Below are 17,594 nucleotides of genomic sequence, written 5' to 3'. Positions count from 1 at the left end.
ACCAACGCCCAGTGGGCCAGCGAGTAAATGATGCAACGTCAGAACAACGCCTAGAACACAAAATTTCTGACAGTCCCCGCGAAAGTGGACAGAAGAGCCCCACCGCAAATCGCGCGTAACCCATCAAGCAGCGGTGATTAATCAGCAATTCCGGCCATGCCTTCACAGCCGATGATGGGTTTCGCGCGATCGGGATTTTCTTTCAGCTGAACGCCCGCACGCGCTGCACTCATCCTACATCACCCCCCAATCATCACCGGCTCTGCACCCCGCCCCAAACCCGGCGCCTCCGCATCAATCACCTGCCCGCCGGCCTGCAACTTGAACACCGCCACCGCCTCGCGCAACTGCTGCGCCTGCGCCTCCAACGATGCCGCCGACGCCGCGGCCTGCTCGACCAGCGCCGCATTCTGCTGCGTCACGCTGTCCATCTGCGACACCGCCTGATTCACCTGCTGGATCCCCTGCGACTGCTCTTCCGATGCGCTGGAAATCTCGTTGATGATGTCCGTCACGCGGCGTACCGATGTCACGATTTCCTGCATCGTCGCGCCCGCGGCTTCCACCTGATCCGACCCGATCGACACCTTCTGCACCGACTCGTCGATCAGCCCCTTGATCTCTTTGGCCGCCTGCCCGCTGCGTTGCGCCAGGGCGCGCACTTCGCTGGCCACCACCGCAAAGCCCTTGCCTTGCTCGCCGGCCCGCGCCGCTTCCACGGCCGCGTTCAGCGCCAGGATGTTGGTCTGGAATGCAATCCCGTCGATCACGCCCACAATATCCGCGATGCGCTTGGAGCTATCCGCAATGCCGCGCATGGTGCCCACCACATCGCCCACGGCCTTGCCGCCGCGCGTGGCCACTTCGGACGCCGCCGTCGCCAACTGCGAGGCACTGCGCGAGCTATCGGCGTTGTTCTTCACCGTGGACGACAGCTCGTCCATGCTGGCGGCGGTTTCTTCCAACGATGCCGCCTGCTGCTCGGTGCGCGATGACAGGTCGATGTTGCCCGCCGCGATTTCGCGCGAACCGGTGTGGATCTCTTCCACACCCAGACGCACGGCCGACACGGTGCGGGCCAGGCTGTCCTGCATGCGCTTGACGGCGGCGTACAGCACGCCGATTTCGTTGTCACCGCGCTGCTCGATGCGATTGCTGAGGTCACCGCCGGCGATACGGTCGAACAAGCGGCCCGCCTCGTGCAGCGGACGGAACACCGACCGCGCAAAGATCGCGTACAAGCTCACCACCAACACCGCCACCACCACCAGCAGACAAATCAGCAGGATGATCGCGCTGTTGATGCTGGTGGATGCATCACGCGCCACGCGCTGGCCAACGTCATCGGCGTAGTCCACGTAACTCTTGATCGCCTGCGTAAACGCAATGCCCAGCGGCGTGACTTTTTCAAGGTTCAGGCGGCTGGCATCTTGCGGCTTGCCGGCGCGTATCGCCGCCACCATCGGCGTGATCGCATCGCGCTGATAGACGTCGTAAGCGGCCAAGGCGGCGTCGAACAGCGGCTTACCTTGTGCCGACGTCTCGGGCTGCTTGCGCGCGATCTCTATCAAATCAGATGCCTTCTTCGTGTAGCCATCCAGACGTTGCATGCTGGCCATGTTGTCGATGGACTTTCCTTCCAGCAGCGCGCTTTGCGCGGCCAACAACACCAGGCGGGCGCGCAGCAGTTCGGCGCCGGCGCCATCCACGGCATTCGCGCGAACCAGGTTGGTGTCGAGCAGCAATTCGATGGACGTGCGATTGGACGTCAGTTGCTGATGCACGGCCACGCCGGTCAGCAGGAAAAGCGCGAAGAAGACCCCCAAGGCGGTGGTCAGGATTGCGCGGATACTTAAATTCTTGAACATGAAAAGGCCACTCCAGGAGGTTGCAGTACGCTCCCCCGGTTAACGGCATCTTGCAACGAAAGGTTAAATATCTCAGTGCGTTACAAAAGTTTGACAAGGCGCTTCACGGCGCGACGTCAATCGCCTCGCAAGGCGCGCCGTTGCTGGATGTGCGTGATCCGCAGCCCCTACTCCCCCCCACCCCTGCTTGCGGCCTTGAAAAGTATGAACTACGGTCGGTCGGCAATTCAGATGCGAGCAGCCGGGGACCTTTCAGCCAGATCGGCTGAGCAATTACGGGGAGGCATCAAGATGAAGTTGCAGCAAGTATTCGACTTTCTTGCCGTCACGCAACATGGCAGCGTGCACGCAGCAGCCCGGGCCACCGGGCAGACCCAACCGGCATTAACCAAGTCCTTGCGGCGGCTGGAACGAACGCTGGGATTGCCCTTGTTTGACCGGCACGCCAAAGGCATGCGGCCCAACGACTACGGCAAGCGGTTTCTGCCCCACGCCCAACACCTGGTTCACGAAACCAAGCGCGCCCGGGACACCATGGCGCAGATGCGCGGTGACCGCCTGGGCACCGTGCAGTACGGCATCTCGGCGGCAGCATCCGTATTGCTGTCCACGTCCGCCATTCAGCGCTTCCGACAGCGCTACCCCGAAGTGGAACTCAACTGCCGCAGCGGCCTGTACCACACCTTGACCCCCCTGCTGCGCGAGGGCCAACTGGATTTCGCCATTTGTTCGCTGAACGCGGACGAAACCGACCCGCAACTCAAGGCCCGTGTGCTGTTGACCAGCCCTTTGGTGGTGGCCGCACGTCGCGACCACCCGTTGCGCCAGGCGCGCAGCCTGCATGACCTACGCGATACCGTCTTCGCGGTGGCAGGGCCGCCCGGGCAGCCGGGCGCGTCGGTCTACCCCGTGTTCAGCCATGCCGGCCTGGGTACGCCGTGTGTGGACATGCAGACGGATGGCTTGATCGACACGGCCGCGCTGGTGGCGAACAGCGACCGCATGGCCTTGCTGCCCACCGCGTTGATCACCACCGATCTGTGGCGCGAGCAACTGGACATCGTGCCCATTGCCGAGCCCCTGCCCAGTTATGTGATCGGCCTGATTCAACGCACCGCGCAGCCGTTGACGCCAGCGGCGGAAGAGCTGTCGACGCAGTTTGAACGCGAAGCCGCCGACCTGCACACGGCTTCGCCTTGACGGACTGACTTACCGCCCGCGTGTCTGGATGACTTACTTCAGCCAGACGCGCGCGTTGCGGAAGATGCGCATCCAGGGGCTGTACGCGCCGCCCTTGTCTGCGTTGCCCCATTTCTCGGGCGCCCAAGACATCATGACGTTGCGAGTCACGCGCTCGGGGTGCGGCATCAAGACCGTGAAGCGGCCATCAGCCGTGGTGACGGAAGTCAGGCCGCCGGGGCTGCCGTTCGGGTTGAACGGGTAGGCTTCGGTGGCTAGTCCACGGTTGTCGATGTAGCGCGCGGCGGCCAGCACGCGGCTGGCGTCGCCCTGCTGCGAGAAGTCGGCATAGCCTTCGCCGTGGGCCACGGCCACCGGAATACGGGCGCCTTCCATGCCGGCAAAGAAGATGGACGGCGACTTGGCCACTTCCACCATCGACAGGCGCGCTTCGTACTTTTCCGATTGGTTGCGCGTGAAGCGCGGCCAGTGCTCGGCGCCCGGAATCATCGGGGCCAAGGCGGCCATCATCTGGCAGCCGTTGCACACACCCAGCGCGAACGTATCCGGACGCGCGAAGTACGCGGCGAACTGGTCCGACAACTGGCTGTTGAAGCGGATGGTGCGCGCCCAACCTTCGCCGGCGCCCAGCACGTCGCCGTAGCTGAAACCGCCCACGGCCACCAGGCCTTGCATCTGCGCCAGGTCCACGCGACCGGCCAAGAGGTCGGTCATGTGCACGTCGATGGCTTCGAAGCCCGAGGTATCGAAGGCCCAGGCCATTTCCACCTGGCTGTTGCAACCCTGCTCGCGCAGGATGGCCACGCGCGGACGCTTGCCGGTGTTGATGAAGGGCGCGGCAATGTCTTCTTGCGGGTCGAAGGACACGTTCGGGCTCATGCCGGGGTCGGTCGTATCGTTCCAGACGTCAAGCTCGGCTTGCGCGCACGCCGGGTTGTCGCGGCGGGCCATGATGCGGTAGGACACTTCGCTCCAGGCGCGGCCCAGTTCAGCGCGCGGCTGGCCCCAAACCTTCTTGCCATCGCGATAGAACTCGACTTCGTCGGCACCGTTCAAGCCGCCAATGACGTGGGAGTGAGCCGACAGGCCGGCACCACGCAGCACTTGCATGACGGCATCGCGTTGCGAGGCCGGCACCTGGATGACGGCGCCCGCTTCTTCCGAGAACAGCGCCTTCAGCGTCAGTTCTTCGCGTTGCACCTTCACTTGATCCGGGCGGATCTTGTAGTCGCCCCAATCCGCCGACTGCGGATCGAAGGTCAGCATGTCCAGGTTCACGGACACGCCGGTGCGGCCGGCGAAGGCCATTTCGGTCAGCGTGGCGAACAGGCCGCCGTCGGAACGGTCGTGGTAGGCCAGGATGGTGCCGGCTTCGGCCAGCGTGCGGATCGTGATGAAGAACGCGCGCAGGTCTTGCGGCGCGTCGATGTCCGGCACGGTTTCGCCAATCTGGTTGTACGTCTGCGCCAGGATGGAACCACCCATGCGGTGACGGCCACGGCCCAGGTCAATCAAAATCAGCACGCTGTCGCCCGCGTCGGTGCGCAGTTGCGGGGTCAGGCTGGCGCGCACGTCGGCAACGGGCGCAAACGCCGTCACCACCAGCGACACCGGCGCCACCACCTGACGCTGCTCGCCGTCCTGCTCCCAGGACGTCTTCATCGACAAGGAATCCTTGCCCACCGGAATGGACAGGCCGGTGGCCTGGCACAGTTCGCTGACGGCGGACACGGTGTCATACAGCGCGGCGTCCTGGCCATCCACGCCGCAAGCGGCCATCCAGTTGGCAGACAGCTTGATGTCTTCCAGGCGCGCCACGTCGGCGGCGGCCAGGTTGGTCAGCGCTTCGGCCACGGCCATGCGGCCGGACGCCGGGGCGTCGAGCATGGCGATGGGGGTGCGTTCACCCATGGACATGGCTTCGCCACGGAAGCCTTCGTAGTCGGCCAGCGTCACGGCGCAGTCAGCCACCGGCACTTGCCACGGGCCGACCATCTGGTCGCGGCTGGACAACCCGCCCACGGTGCGGTCGCCGATGGTGATCAGGAAGGACTTGTTGGCGACGGTGGGGTGACGCAGCACGCGGTAAGCGGCTTCGGTCAGGTCGATGCCGGCCAGATCCAGCGGCGCGGACACGCCAGGCAGGCGGCGCACGTCGCGCGTCATGCGCGGCGGCTTGCCCAGGATGACGTCGATCGGCACGTCCACGGGACGCACTTCGGCGTCGCCTTGCGGGCGGATCGTGTCCAGGCCGGGCAGGCCCTCGCCGTCGACCACGCGCAGTTGGCGTTCTTCGGTGGCCACGCCCACCACCGCGTACGGGCAGCGTTCGCGGCGGGCGATGGCGTCAAAGCGTTCCAGGTCTTTCGGCAGAATCGACAGAACATAGCGTTCCTGCGACTCATTGCTCCAGATTTCAGCGGGCGACAGGCCCGACTCTTCCAGCGGCACGCGCTTCAAGTCAAAGATGGCGCCACGGCCGGCGTCGTTGACCAATTCCGGGAAGGCATTGGACAAGCCGCCCGCGCCCACGTCGTGGATGGCGATGATGGGGTTGTTCTCGGCCTGCTGCCAGCAGCGGTCGATGACTTCTTGCGCGCGGCGTTCGATTTCCGGGTTGCCGCGCTGGACGGAATCAAAGTCCAGTTCGGCCGAGTTGCTGCCCATGCTGATGCTGGAGGCGGCGCCGCCGCCCATGCCGATACGGAAGCCCGGGCCGCCCAGTTGGATCAGCAGCGCGCCGGGGGGAATCACGTCTTTGTGGGTCAGGCCCGCGTCAATGCTGCCCAGGCCGCCCGCGATCATGATGGGCTTGTGATAGCCCCAGCGCGTGCCGCCGGCGGTCTGCTCGAACGAACGGAAGTAGCCCAGCAGGTTGGGCCGGCCGAATTCGTTGTTGAACGCCGCGCCGCCGATGGGGCCGTCGATCATGATGGACAAGGGCGAGGCGATGCGCTCGGGCAGGCCGTGGTGGTCGGCTTCCCAGGGTTGCAGCGCGTCGTCGAAACGCAGGTGCGACACGGTGAAACCGGTCAGGCCGGCCTTGGGCTTGGAGCCACGGCCGGTAGCGCCTTCGTCGCGGATTTCGCCGCCCGCGCCGGTGGACGCGCCCGGGAAAGGGGCGATGGCGGTCGGGTGGTTGTGGGTTTCCACCTTCATCAAGGTGTGCACGGTGGTGTCGCGGCGGATGTACTTGGCGCCGTCGGCGCCCTCGCCCGTCACGCCAGGCACGCCGGCCTGGAAGCGCTGCGCGGGGCCGCCGGCCATGATGGCGGCGTTGTCCGAGTAAGCCACGACGGTGCCTTCCGGCTGCGCCTTGTGCGTGGCGCGGATCATGCCGAACAGCGTGTTGGGCTGCGACTGGCCGTCGATGACCCATTCGGCGTTGAAGATCTTGTGGCGGCAGTGTTCGCTATTGGCCTGCGCGAACATCATCAGTTCCACGTCGGTGGGGTCGCGCCCCAGGTCGGTGAAGGACTTGGCCAGGTATTCGATTTCGTCTTCCGACAGGGCCAGGCCCAGCGACACGTTGGCTTCGGCCAGTGCCTTGACGCCTTCGGCCTGAACGCCGACGGTGCGCATGGGCTTGCCGGCCAGCGTCTGGAACAGCGCCTGGCCGTCGAAGCTGGCGTCGACCACGGTTTCGGTCATGCGGTCGTGCAGGCAGTCGGCCGCGCGCGCCAGCATGGCGTCGTCAAACGACTTGGTGCCGAGCAGACCGCGTTCGGGAGTGATCACATAGCGCACGCCGCGTTCAATGCGGTGTACCGACGACAAGCCACAGTTGTGGGCGATGTCGGTGGCCTTGCTGGCCCAGGGGGAAATGGTGCCCAGGCGCGGAATGACCAGCAGCGACAGGCTCTTGGCCGGCGCGTCGGCCGTGCTGGGCGTGCCGTAATCCAGCAGTTGGGTCAGGTGTTGCTGCTGTTCGGCCGTCAAGGCGGCGTCGGTGCTGACGAAGTGCTCGTAGCGAGCGGAGATGTCGGCCACCGGCAGGCCGGCTTCCTTTAGTTGCGCCAACAGGCGATCGCGACGAAAGGAGGACAGGACGGAGGAACCAGGCAGATGCTGAACTAGGGACACGATGCGGGCGCCGTATAAGGATGGGAGCAAAACGGGATTTTACCTGTTTAGGGGGTTTTCCCGGAGCCGTTATTCAAGAAGCTTGCAAAGCCCTTGTTTTCCCTAGTGTTACAAAAGAATTCTGATGCGAACGCGCCAGGATGGTGCATAGCAATATTTTACTGAAGCCCTGTTGTCATCGCGGAATTTCCAGAGTCTTCCCAACGCTACGCCGCCCCGTCTGACGCAATGCAACATGTTGTTGTCGCCCCGCACCACGGGAAAACACGAACACCCGCGCCCCGAGGGCGACGGTAGGATGCAGCGACCCAATTCATAAAGCGGGCCCCAGCGCCCAAGCCGTCGTCGCACCCATGTCCCGCCCTGAAGCCTCCGTCGAGCCCGTCGAACCGATCATCCCCGTTGAACCCGATCCCGCCGTAAAGGTGCCGCTGGCCATCGAAGAATGGCTGGCCGTGATTCTGCTGGCCACGCTGGCGCTGATCACCTTCGCCAACGTGCTGGTGCGCTATTTCACGGACCAGTCGTTTGCCTGGACCGAAGAAATCTCGGTGTTCCTGCTGATCGTGTTGACCATGGCGGGCGGCAGCGTGGCCTTTGTGCGCAACCACCATATCCGCATTGAAATCCTGGCCGACTCGGGGTCAGCGCGCCGCCAGCGCATCATGGCCTTGATTGCCAACAGCTGCGTGCTGGCGTTCTTCGTGCTGCTGACCGTGCTGTCGGTGAAGCTGGTGTCAGACGAATTCATCTACGAAGAAACGTCTCCCGCCATCGGCGTGCCGACCTGGTGGTATTCGATCTGGTTGCCAGTGATGGCAGCGGCAATCTCGTTGCGCACCTTGGGCATCATCCGCCGCCTTCTGCAAAGCGCGGGCAAGCCATGATTGTGTCGCTGCTGTTCATTGTCTTTGTCGTCCTGATGTTGATCGGGGTGCCGGTGGGCGTGGCGCTGGGCATCGGCGGCACCATCGCCATCGTGCTGTCCAACCTGGACACGCCCTGGTATGGCTTGTTGGCCGTGCCGCAGAACTTTTATGCGGGGCTGGCCAAGTACCCGCTGCTGGCCATCCCCATGTTCGTGCTGGTCGGCTCCATCTTTGACCGGTCGGGCGTAGCCAAGCGCCTGGTGGATTTTGCGATTGCCATCGTGGGCCGTGGTCCGGGCATGCTGCCGCTGGTGTCGATTGCGGTAGCCATGTTCCTGGGCGGTATTTCGGGTTCTGGCCCGGCCTGCGCGGCGGCGGTGGGCGCGGTGATGATCACCGCCATGTCGCGCGCGGGCTATCCGGGTTCGTTCTCGGCGTCTGTAGTGGCGGCGGGCGCGGCCACCGACATCCTGATTCCGCCGTCGGTGGCGTTCATCATCTATTCGGTGCTGGTGCCCGGCGCGTCGGTGCCGGCGCTGTTTGCCGCCGGCATGATTCCCGGTCTGCTGGCAGGCTTTGCACTGATCGTTCCCGCCGTGTGGCTATCGCGCAAATACAAGATGGGCGCGCTGGAATCCCACCTGCCGCGCCCGCCCTTCTGGGCAAGCTTTCGCGATGCTTCATGGGGCTTGGCGGCGCCGGTGTTGATTCTGGGCGGCATGCGGCTGGGCTGGTTCACGCCCACCGAGGCGGCAGTGGTGGCCGTGTTCTACGGCTTGTTCGTGGGCGGTTTCATTCACCGCACCATCAAGCTGCGCGACCTTTACACCATCTTGCGCGAAGCGGCCGAACTGTCCGCCGTGATCATGCTGGTGGTGACGTTGGCCGGCATCTTTGCGTGGGCGTTGTCCACGCTGAGCGTGATTGACCCGATCACCAACGCCATCGTCAATTCCGGCTTGGGCGAATGGGGCGTGCTGTCGTTATTGGTTCTGCTGCTGATGACGGTGGGCATGTTCCTGGACGGCATTTCGATCTTTTTGATTTTCGTGCCGCTGCTGATGCCGATTGCCAATGCCTACGGCTGGGATCCGGTGTGGTTCGGCGTGGTGCTGACCTTGAAGGTGGCGCTGGGCCAATTCACCCCGCCGCTGGCCGTGAACCTGATGGTGTCGTGCCGCATTGCACGCGTGCCCATGGAGTCCACGGTGCGGTGGGTAGTGTGGCTGCTGGGCTCCATGTTTTTGGTGCTGGTGGCGGTGCTGCTGTTCCCGCAACTGGCGCTGTGGCTGCCGGGGAAATTGGGTTATTGATTTGGATTATTGAAGCGAAAGCAAGTCCGTAGCGATCTTGATTACAACAACAGACACACTCGCAAAGAGAGGAGACATCGTATGAACTTCCGCAACCTGATTGGCGCCGCGTTGTGCGCCGCCGCCGTGGTCGGCATGACGCCCGCGCACGCGCAGAACTACAAGTCCGAATACAAGCTGTCCATCGTGGTGGGCACGACGTTCCCGTGGGGCCAGGGCGCGGAAATCTGGTCCAAGCTGGTGCGCGAGCGCACCGATGGCCGCATCAACATCAAGGTGTATCCGGGCACGTCGCTGGTGCAGGGCGACCAGACGCGCGAATTCACCGCCATCCGCCAAGGCGTGATCGACATGGCCGTGGGGTCCACCATCAACTGGTCGCCGCAGGTCAAGCAGTTGAACCTGTTTTCGCTGCCCTTCCTGATGCCCGACTACGCTGCCATCGACGCGCTGGTGCAAGGCGACGTGGGCCGCGAGATGTTCAAGCTGATCGAAAAAGCCGGCGTGGTGCCGCTGGCCTGGGGGGAAAACGGCTATCGCCAACTGAGCAATTCCAAGCGCGAAGTGAAATCGCCCGCCGACATGAAGGGCATGAAGCTGCGCGTGGTGGGCTCGCCGCTGTACATCGACACGTTCACGGCTTTGGGCGCGAACCCCACGCAGATGAGCTGGGCCGATGCGCAACCGGCGCTGGCCAGCGGTGCGGTGGATGGGCAGGAAAATCCGCTGTCGATCTACACGGGTTCCAAGTTGTATACGGTGGGCCAGAAGTATTTGACGCTGTGGAATTATGTGGCCGATCCGCTGATCTTCGTGGTGAACCGCGAGGTGTGGAATTCCTGGTCGGAAAAGGACCGCGACATCGTGCGCCAGGCCGCGCTGGATGCCGGCAAGCAGCAGATCGTGATTGCACGCAAGGGCGTCACGCCCAGCGACCCGTCGCTGCTGAAGGAAATCGAAGGCCACGGCGTGACGGTGACGTCCTTGTCGAAAGCGGAACACGAGGCGTTCGTGAAGACCACGAAGCCGGTTTACGACAAGTGGAAGAAGCAGATCGGCGAAGACCTGGTCAACATGGCCGAAAAATCCATCGCTGCGCGCAAGCAGTGAAGAAGGTTGTTGAGAAGATATTGATTTAGCAGCAAGCCCCAGGGGAACGACGGCGCAAGCCGCCAAACCGAGGCAGGGACGTCAGAGCCCTCCCAACCAAACAGGCGCCAGCCAAAAGCTGGCGCCTGTTTCCTTTGCGGACTCGTAGGATGGGTGAAGCGCGGGATGCATTCCAAAAGGAATCGGATGCGGATCGCGCGTAACCCATCGGGCGGAGGTGGCTTTATGGCTGCTGCCGTTAAAAACTCCACCGCTGCTTGATGGGTTGCGCGCGTTGTAGGGCTTTGTTCTTGTTTAAGGATTCTCGCGCTTCACCCATCCTACGGGTATCCCAAGGCGATCCTACGGGTATCGCACTTCCATGATGTCCAGCTCTTCTATTCCGCCGGGGGTTCGCAGCACTACCGTGTCGCCTTCTCTTGCTTTGATCAGCGCGCGGGCGACGGGGGAAATCCAGCTGATTTTTCCGGCCAGGGGCTCGGCTTCGTCGACGCCGACGATGGTGACGGTGTGGTCTTCGCCAGCCTTGTCGCTGTACAACACCGTGGCGCCGAAGAAGACCTGATCGCGGTTGGGTTGCAAGGCGGGGTCGACCACTTCGGCGATGTCCAGGCGCTTGGTCAAAAAGCGCATGCGGCGGTCGATTTCGCGCAGGCGTTTCTTGCCGTAGAGATAGTCGCCGTTTTCGGAACGGTCGCCGTTGGAGGCTGCCCACGACACCACCTGCACTACCGACGGGCGCTCTACGTTCATCAGGTGCGTCAGTTCGGCGCGCAGGCGTTCGTAGCCTTCGGGGGTCATGTAGTTCTTGGTGCCCACGGGCAAGGCTTGGGCTTGCGGCAGGTCGTCGTCGTCCTCGTTGTCGGACTCTTTAACAAAGGCTTTGTTCATAGCGGCTGCGCCGCAGTGGCGCGATCCCAATATCAATGGCTTGCAGGATGGGCGGCGTTGGTGACCGCCCGCGTCAGAACCAGTCGTGCCAGACCGGCTTCAGGTCGGACGGCAGCGACGGTAGGCGGCCCAGGTCGATGCGGCTTTCCTTGGGGCTGTGGAAGTCTGATCCGCGCGACGCCAGGAAGCCATAGCGGCGCGCCACCTCGGCATACTGGCGGGCTTCTTCCACGGTGTGGCTGCCGGTGGTGACTTCGATGCCCTCGCCGCCCAACTGCAAGAATTCATCGAACAGCGCGGCGAATTGCAGCGGCGTGTATTTATAACGGCCCGGGTGCGCGATGACCGCGCGGCCGCCCGCGCCACGGATCCAGCCCACTGCTTCGGCCAGCGTGGCCCATTGCATGGGCACGTGGCCGGGGCGGTCGTCACCCAAATGTTTGGTGAATACGGTTTGCACGTCGGGGCAATAACCCGCCTCGACAAGATAACGCGCAAAGTGGGTGCGGCTGATCAATTCAGGGTTGCCGGCAAAGGGCAGCGCGCCTTCGTAGGCGCCAGGCATGCCCATGTCCGCAAGACGATCACCGATGCGCTTGGCGCGTTCGGCGCGGCCCGATCGGGTCTTGCGCAAGCCCGCGACCAAGTCAGCGTTCCCCGGATCAAATTGCAGGCCCACGATGTGTACCGTCAGGCCCGCCCACGTGACCGAGATTTCAACGCCGGGGGAAAACCGCATGCCCAGGTCTTGCGCCGCGCTGGCAGCTTCGGCCAGGCCGCCCACTTCGTCGTGATCCGTCAATGCCCAGACGTCGACGCCGTTGGCGTGCGCGCGCTGCGCCACGTCGCGAGGCGCCAGCGCGCCGTCGGACACAGTGGAATGGCAGTGCAGATCAATGTTCAGGGTGGGCGATTTCATCGGGCTATTGTAGAGAAGCCCCGGCACCCTGAATAGCGCCGGGGCGTCCCCCTAATCGCCCCGCGGACGTTCAGCCCAGCAGAAACGCTGCGACCGGCTCCACCTGGCTGTCCGCGATCAAGGTCGGCGCATGCCCCACCCCCGGGACTTCCAGCGCTTGGGCGCGTGGATTGCGTTTCAGCATTTCGTCCACGGTGGCCGGCGTCAGCAGGTCGGACTTTTCACCGCGCACGATCAGGATGGGGCACGGCACGGCGTCGTAGGACCGCCACAGAATCTCTTCACCCGCCGCCAGCTCTTCCGGCGTTTGCGCGGCCAGCGCCTGGGCCAGCGCCAGGTCGTAGTGCTTGACCCATTTGCCGCCGAATTCCGGGTACAGGTACTGGGCCAGGTCCGCCCATTGCGCGTCGGTGTGCGGTCCGAAAGTCTCGGAATTCGCGCGCATAGTGGCCACCGCTTCCTCGAACGAGGCAAACTCGCCCGGCTGGCCCACGTATTGGCCGATGCGCGACAAGGCGCCGGTTTCCAGGCGCGGCCCCACATCGTTCAGCACCAGCTTGTTCAGCCGGATGCCGTGGTCGGGGGGCAGCATGCCCGCATGCGGGCGCATGGCCTGCATGGCGGTGGCGAACACCGCGGCGCCGGACAGCGCCATGGCGATCAAGCCGCCCATCGACGTGCCCACCCAGGCCAGCGTGGCGGGCTGCAAGCGCGCAATCAGCGTCACCATGTCGGACACGTACTGCGGCACCGTGTAGAACGCGGGGTTGACCAGCCAGTCAGAGCGGCCTCGGCCCACCACGTCGGGGCACACCACGCGGTAGCGACCGGCCAACCGGCGCGCCAGCACGTCGAAATCGCGCCCGCTTCGGGTCAGCCCGTGTACGCACAGCAGCACTTGATCGTTGGCGGGGTCGCCCCATTCCCAGTAGGCCATGCGATGCAAGCCGGCCGGGCTGGCGCAGGTGACGAATTCCAAGCGGGGTTGCAGGCTGGCGTCCAAACTAATCACTCCACGTATCGGCGGGCGCCGCAACGGCGGCCCACCAGGGCGCACTAGTGTAATCGCGTCAGCCGGACAATCGCATGACGACGGCGGCGCGGCCGGGTGCAATTCTGACGCCGCGCCCCGTGCTGGACACTGCGCCCGCGCCTCGCTACGATCACCCCATTCTCATCGGCGCCCCCTTGTCGCGGCGGTACGGAATTGCCGTTAGCTATCAGGCCGATCCAATCATTAAATTGGAATCGGCCGCCGGTTGGGGCGAGAGTTATGAGCTTCAGGCATTGCCAGATCAGTCATCCCAAAATTGATATGGAGTCCGTATGCAGCAAAGCAGTCCTGTCTCTCCGCTAACCGCTGACCACTCGTCGCCCGACGTCAGCCCCCCTCCCCCCGAACCACCGAAAGTGCTGCAGGACGTGCTGTCCCGGGCCGACGTGCAAATCAACGGCACACGCCCCTGGGACATCCAGGTGCATGACAAGCACATGTACGAGCGCGTCTTTGCCAGTTGGTCGCTGGGCCTTGGCGAGTCCTATATGGACGGGGAATGGGACTGCGAACAACTGGACGAACTCTTCACCCGCCTGCTGCGTGCCGACATGGGCTCGGCCGCGCTGGGCGTGGCGCGCATCAAGCTGATTGCCGAGCACCTGCGCCACAAGCTGTTCAACCTGCAATCCAAGCACCGCGCCTTTGAAGTGGGCGAACAGCATTACGACGCCGGCAACGACGTGTTCGAAGCCATGCTGGACAGCCGCATGATCTATTCCTGCGCGTACTGGGAAAACGCCCAGACGCTGGAAGACGCCCAACTGACCAAGCTGGACATGATCTGCCGCAAGCTGCAGCTCAAGCCCGGCGAGACGCTGCTGGACATTGGCTGCGGCTGGGGTGGGCTGGCCAAGTTCGCGGCCGAGAACTACGGCGTGACCGTCACGGGCGTGACGGTGTCCAAGGAACAGTTGGCGCTGGCGCAGGAACGGGTCAAGGGCTTGCCGGTGCAACTGCTGCTGCAAGACTATCGCGACCTGCAAGGCAGCTTCGACAAGGTCGTATCGGTGGGCATGTTTGAACACGTCGGCCCCAAGAACTACGACACCTACTTCAACAACGTGCAACGCCTGATGGCGCCGGACGGCATCTTCCTCTTGCACACGATCGGTATCGCGGCCACCAGCCAAAGCACCGACCCGTGGATTGACCGCTACGTGTTCCCCAACGGCAAGCTGCCGTCCGCGCGTGAAATCGCCACGGCCGTTGAACACCGCTTCATCATCGAAGACTGGCACAACTTCGGCACCGACTACGACCGCACGCTGATGGCCTGGTGGGACCGCTTTGAGCGCGCCTGGCCAGCCTTGCAGGCACGCTATGGCACGCGCTTTTACCGCATGTGGAAATACTATCTGATGTGTTGCGCGGGTTTCTTCCGGTCACGCGAAGGCCAGCTCTGGCAAGTGATCCTGACGCACCCGCAACGCCCGGACGTATACCGCTCGCTGCGCTGAGCGCACGCATTCAAATCCATTCAAATCACGCGGCGCGTCCAAGAGACATCAAGGACGCGCCCGGCGCGGGCTTTCCTACGCGTCTGCCCGCGATTCTGCTCGCGCGTCTTCCAGGATCATGTCGGCCGCGCGCTCCGCGATCATGATGGTGGGCGAATTGGTGTTGCCCGAGGTAATCAGCGGCATCACCGAGGCGTCCGCAATGCGCAGCCCTTCCAGCCCGAACACCCTAAGCCTCGCGTCCACCACCGCGCCGCTGTCCGCGTTCTTGCCCATGGCGCAGGTGCCCACCGGATGGAAGATGGTGGTGCCGATCTTGCCGGCCGCCTCGCGCAATTGCTCGTCCGTCTGATAGTCGGGACCGGGCAACCATTCCTCGGGCTGATAACGCTGCAAGGCGGGCGCGGCGGCAATGCGCCGCACCAGCCGGATGGAATCCGCCGCCACCTGGATGTCGGCTTCCGTGCTCAGGTAATTGGCCGCGATGACGGGCGCCGCGCCATCGGGCGTGCCCGCCGCCCCTTGCGCATGCACGCTGCCGCGCGAGGTAGGCCGCAAGTTGCACACGCTAGCCGTGAAGGCGTCAAAAGCGTGCAGCGGTTCGCCAAACGCCCCCAGCGATAAAGGCTGCACATGGAATTCCACATTGGCGCGCGCCTGGCCAGGGTCCGACTTGGCAAACGCGCCCAACTGCGACGGCGCCATGCTCATTGGCCCGCGTCGGCGCAGCAGGTATTCCAGCCCGATGCCGGCCTTACCCAGCCACGACCCGGCGATGCGATTCAGCGTCTTCACGCCATTGACCTTCAGGATGACGCGCAATTGCAGATGGTCTTGCAGGTTTTCGCCCACGCCAGGCAAGGCGTGGCGCAAACCAATGCCGCTTTCACGCAGGCGCGCGGGTTCGCCGACACCCGACAATTCAAGCAGATGCGGGGTGTTGACGGCGCCCGCCGCCATGACGACTTCACGGCGAGCGCGCACGGTAATCGTCCGCGGCGTGCCCCGCTCTTTGCCCTTGCCTTCCAGCCGCACCTGCACGCCCACGCAACGCTTGCCCTCGAACACCAGTTGCTCGGCCTGCGCGCCCGTCATCACGTGCAGATTGGGCCGCTTCATCACCGGCCGCAAGAATGCCTTGGCCGTGTTCCAGCGCCACCCGCTACGCTGGTTCACTTCAAAATAGCCGCTGCCGAAATTGTCGCCCCGGTTGAAGTCCTGAATCCGGGGGATGCCCTCTTGTTCGGCGGCGGCGGCAAAGGCTTCCAGGATGTCCCAGCGCAGCCGTTGCGCCTCGACCCGCCATTCCCCGCCCGCGCCATGGAATTCGTCGGCGCCACGGTGATAGTCTTCGCTGCGCTTGAAGACCGGCAGCACCTGGTCCCAGCCCCAGCCTGGGTCGCCGGACAGCGAGGCCCAGTCCTCGTAGTCTTCACGCTGACCGCGCATGTAGATCATGCCGTTGATCGACGAGCATCCGCCCAGCACCCGGCCGCGCGGATAAATCAGGGAACGCCCGCCCAGCCCGGCTTCCTTGACCGTGCGGTACATCCAGTCGGTGCGCGGGTTGCCGATGCAATACAGGTAGCCCACGGGGATGTGGATCCAGTGGTAGTTGTCACGGCCCCCGGCTTCCAGCAGCAGCACTTTCGTGTTGGGGTCCTGGCTTAAACGGTTGGCCAGCACGCAGCCGGCCGAACCCGCGCCCACGATGACGAAATCGTATGTCTCCATCAACCGTATGTCTCCATAAGCACTTGTTATCTGCTTTTTATTGGTTTGCGGGGCATGACTTGCTGTGCATCGCCAGCCGTGACCCCGCGTCTGCCATGACTCTGGCGCAGCCGCCCCCAACTGTCCAATGAAAAGTTGAAATTCGGTTTATAAGCATCTTTAATAATGCTCACCCCCATTTCGGGACGGACAGCACCATGGACTTGAAGCACATCCGCACCTTTGCCGCCGTGGCGCGGGAAGGCAACCTGACGCGCGCGGCGGAACACCTGCATGTGACCCAGCCCGCGCTAAGCCTGCAATTGAAAAACTTCCAGGAATCGCTGGACCTGACGCTCTTCGCGCGCACGGCGCAGGGGCTGGCGCCCAATGCGGATGGACGCGCGCTGCTGCCGTCCGCGCTGCGCATTCTGGACGCCATGGAAGATTTCCAACGCGCCATTGGCGCCTTGCGCGACACGGTGCAAGGCGAACTGCGCATCGGCACCATCCTGGACCCGGAGTTCCTGCGCCTGGGCGCCACGCTGCAATACCTGGTGGAGCACTATCCGAAAATCCGACCCACGCTGCGCCATGGCATGTCAGGGTCCGTCGGCCGGCAGGTGCGGGCGGGTGATTTGGACGTGGGTTTCTATTTGGGGCCGGCAGGCGCAACGGGCGGCGCCCCCTTGCTGGAAGTCTTGCCGCTGGCGTCGTTTACCTATTACGTGGTGGCGCCCAAGGGCTGGGGCGCGCAGGTGGCCGGCCGAGGCTGGCAAGAGATTGCCGCCCTGCCCTGGATCTGGACCCCGCCGGATTCCGTGCACCACCGCTTGCTGGCGGCCAAGTTCGACGCGCTGGGCATCGCGCCCAACGCGGTGGCAGAAGTGGATCAGGAAGCGTCCATGCTGGACCTGGTGCGATCCGGCGTGGGGCTATCCTTGGTGCGCGATTCGATTGCGCTGCGTGAATCGCAGGCCAATGGCTTGTTGCTGCTGCCCAGCCTGGCCATCCCGGCCGAGCTGTCTTTCATTACCCAGGCCGCCCGCCAAGGCGACCCTTTGGTGGGGGCCGCCTTCGCCGCCGTCAGGGCGGCGTTCGGCTAAGGACGGTT

Annotated in this window: 13 protein-coding genes; 7 read left to right on the top strand and 6 right to left on the bottom strand. The window is 64.1% G+C overall.

The window, feature by feature from the left end:
• Positions 1-239 precede the first annotated feature (239 nt).
• Positions 240-1,868 (bottom strand): methyl-accepting chemotaxis protein, encoded by a 1,629-nt coding sequence (locus tag WBR68_RS29735; protein WP_230696039.1) that lies wholly within the window; start codon positions 1,866-1,868, stop codon positions 240-242.
• A 291-nt stretch (positions 1,869-2,159) separates the two neighbouring features.
• On the opposite strand from WBR68_RS29735, the gene WBR68_RS29730 reads away from it, so the two are divergent.
• Positions 2,160-3,068 carry a LysR substrate-binding domain-containing protein gene (locus WBR68_RS29730; RefSeq protein ID WP_230696038.1) on the top strand — a complete coding sequence of 303 codons (909 nt, stop codon included), beginning with the start codon at positions 2,160-2,162 and terminating at the stop codon, positions 3,066-3,068.
• Positions 3,069-3,101: 33 nt separating this feature from the next.
• Here WBR68_RS29730 and purL read toward each other — a convergent pair whose 3' ends face one another.
• Positions 3,102-7,151: a phosphoribosylformylglycinamidine synthase gene (gene purL / locus WBR68_RS29725; RefSeq protein WP_230696037.1), complete on the bottom strand. Its 4,050-nt coding sequence runs from the start codon at positions 7,149-7,151 to the stop codon at positions 3,102-3,104.
• 353 nt (positions 7,152-7,504) lie between these two features.
• On the opposite strand from purL, the gene WBR68_RS29720 reads away from it, so the two are divergent.
• The 3 genes from WBR68_RS29720 to WBR68_RS29710 all read left to right on the top strand — a co-directional run bounded on the left by WBR68_RS29720 (position 7,505) and on the right by WBR68_RS29710 (position 10,443).
• Positions 7,505-8,038 carry a TRAP transporter small permease gene (locus WBR68_RS29720; RefSeq protein ID WP_050449505.1) on the top strand — a complete coding sequence of 178 codons (534 nt, stop codon included), beginning with the start codon at positions 7,505-7,507 and terminating at the stop codon, positions 8,036-8,038.
• Positions 8,035-9,333 carry a TRAP transporter large permease gene (locus WBR68_RS29715; RefSeq protein ID WP_230696036.1) on the top strand — a complete coding sequence of 433 codons (1,299 nt, stop codon included), beginning with the start codon at positions 8,035-8,037 and terminating at the stop codon, positions 9,331-9,333. The genes WBR68_RS29720 and WBR68_RS29715 overlap by 4 nt, the downstream gene beginning before the upstream one ends.
• An 81-nt stretch (positions 9,334-9,414) precedes the next feature.
• Positions 9,415-10,443, top strand: a complete 1,029-nt coding sequence (locus tag WBR68_RS29710; protein WP_127184897.1) for a DctP family TRAP transporter solute-binding subunit — start codon at positions 9,415-9,417, stop codon at positions 10,441-10,443.
• Positions 10,444-10,785: 342 nt separating this feature from the next.
• On the opposite strand, the gene greB is transcribed toward WBR68_RS29710, so the two are convergent.
• The 3 genes from greB to WBR68_RS29695 form a co-directional block, all read right to left on the bottom strand.
• Complete coding sequence (gene greB / locus WBR68_RS29705; RefSeq protein WP_230696035.1) at positions 10,786-11,334, bottom strand: transcription elongation factor GreB; 549 nt, start codon at positions 11,332-11,334, stop codon at positions 10,786-10,788.
• A gap of 73 nt (positions 11,335-11,407) precedes the next feature.
• Positions 11,408-12,253, bottom strand: coding sequence for a 3',5'-nucleoside bisphosphate phosphatase (locus tag WBR68_RS29700; protein WP_230696034.1), 846 nt, complete (start codon positions 12,251-12,253; stop codon positions 11,408-11,410).
• 70 nt (positions 12,254-12,323) lie between these two features.
• The gene (locus tag WBR68_RS29695) at positions 12,324-13,256 is read right to left on the bottom strand and encodes an alpha/beta fold hydrolase (RefSeq protein WP_370641291.1); all 933 of its coding nucleotides are present in this window, start codon (positions 13,254-13,256) and stop codon (positions 12,324-12,326) included.
• 83 nt (positions 13,257-13,339) lie between these two features.
• On the opposite strand from WBR68_RS29695, the gene WBR68_RS29690 reads away from it, so the two are divergent.
• Together WBR68_RS29690 and cfa are read left to right on the top strand one after the other, a co-directional pair.
• The gene (locus WBR68_RS29690) at positions 13,340-13,567 is read left to right on the top strand and encodes a hypothetical protein (RefSeq protein WP_230696033.1); all 228 of its coding nucleotides are present in this window, start codon (positions 13,340-13,342) and stop codon (positions 13,565-13,567) included.
• A 12-nt stretch (positions 13,568-13,579) separates the two neighbouring features.
• Positions 13,580-14,767, top strand: a complete 1,188-nt coding sequence (gene cfa / locus WBR68_RS29685; protein WP_230696032.1) for a cyclopropane fatty acyl phospholipid synthase — start codon at positions 13,580-13,582, stop codon at positions 14,765-14,767.
• 75 nt (positions 14,768-14,842) lie between these two features.
• Here the strand turns inward: cfa and WBR68_RS29680 are convergent, their stop codons facing one another.
• Complete coding sequence (locus WBR68_RS29680) at positions 14,843-16,501, bottom strand: GMC family oxidoreductase (RefSeq protein ID WP_230696031.1); 1,659 nt, start codon at positions 16,499-16,501, stop codon at positions 14,843-14,845.
• 197 nt (positions 16,502-16,698) lie between these two features.
• Here WBR68_RS29680 and WBR68_RS29675 point away from each other — a divergent pair, with 197 nt between their 5' ends.
• Entirely contained in the window at positions 16,699-17,586 is an 888-nt protein-coding gene (locus WBR68_RS29675) for a LysR family transcriptional regulator (RefSeq protein WP_230696030.1), read from the top strand.
• Positions 17,587-17,594 lie beyond the last annotated feature (8 nt).

It is taken from the genome of Achromobacter sp. JD-1 (assembly GCF_038594925.1).
Lineage (GTDB): Bacteria > Pseudomonadota > Gammaproteobacteria > Burkholderiales > Burkholderiaceae_B > Achromobacter > Achromobacter spanius_C.
Note: the sequence above shows the minus strand (reverse complement) of the source record. Positions and strands in the feature narration are given on the sequence as shown.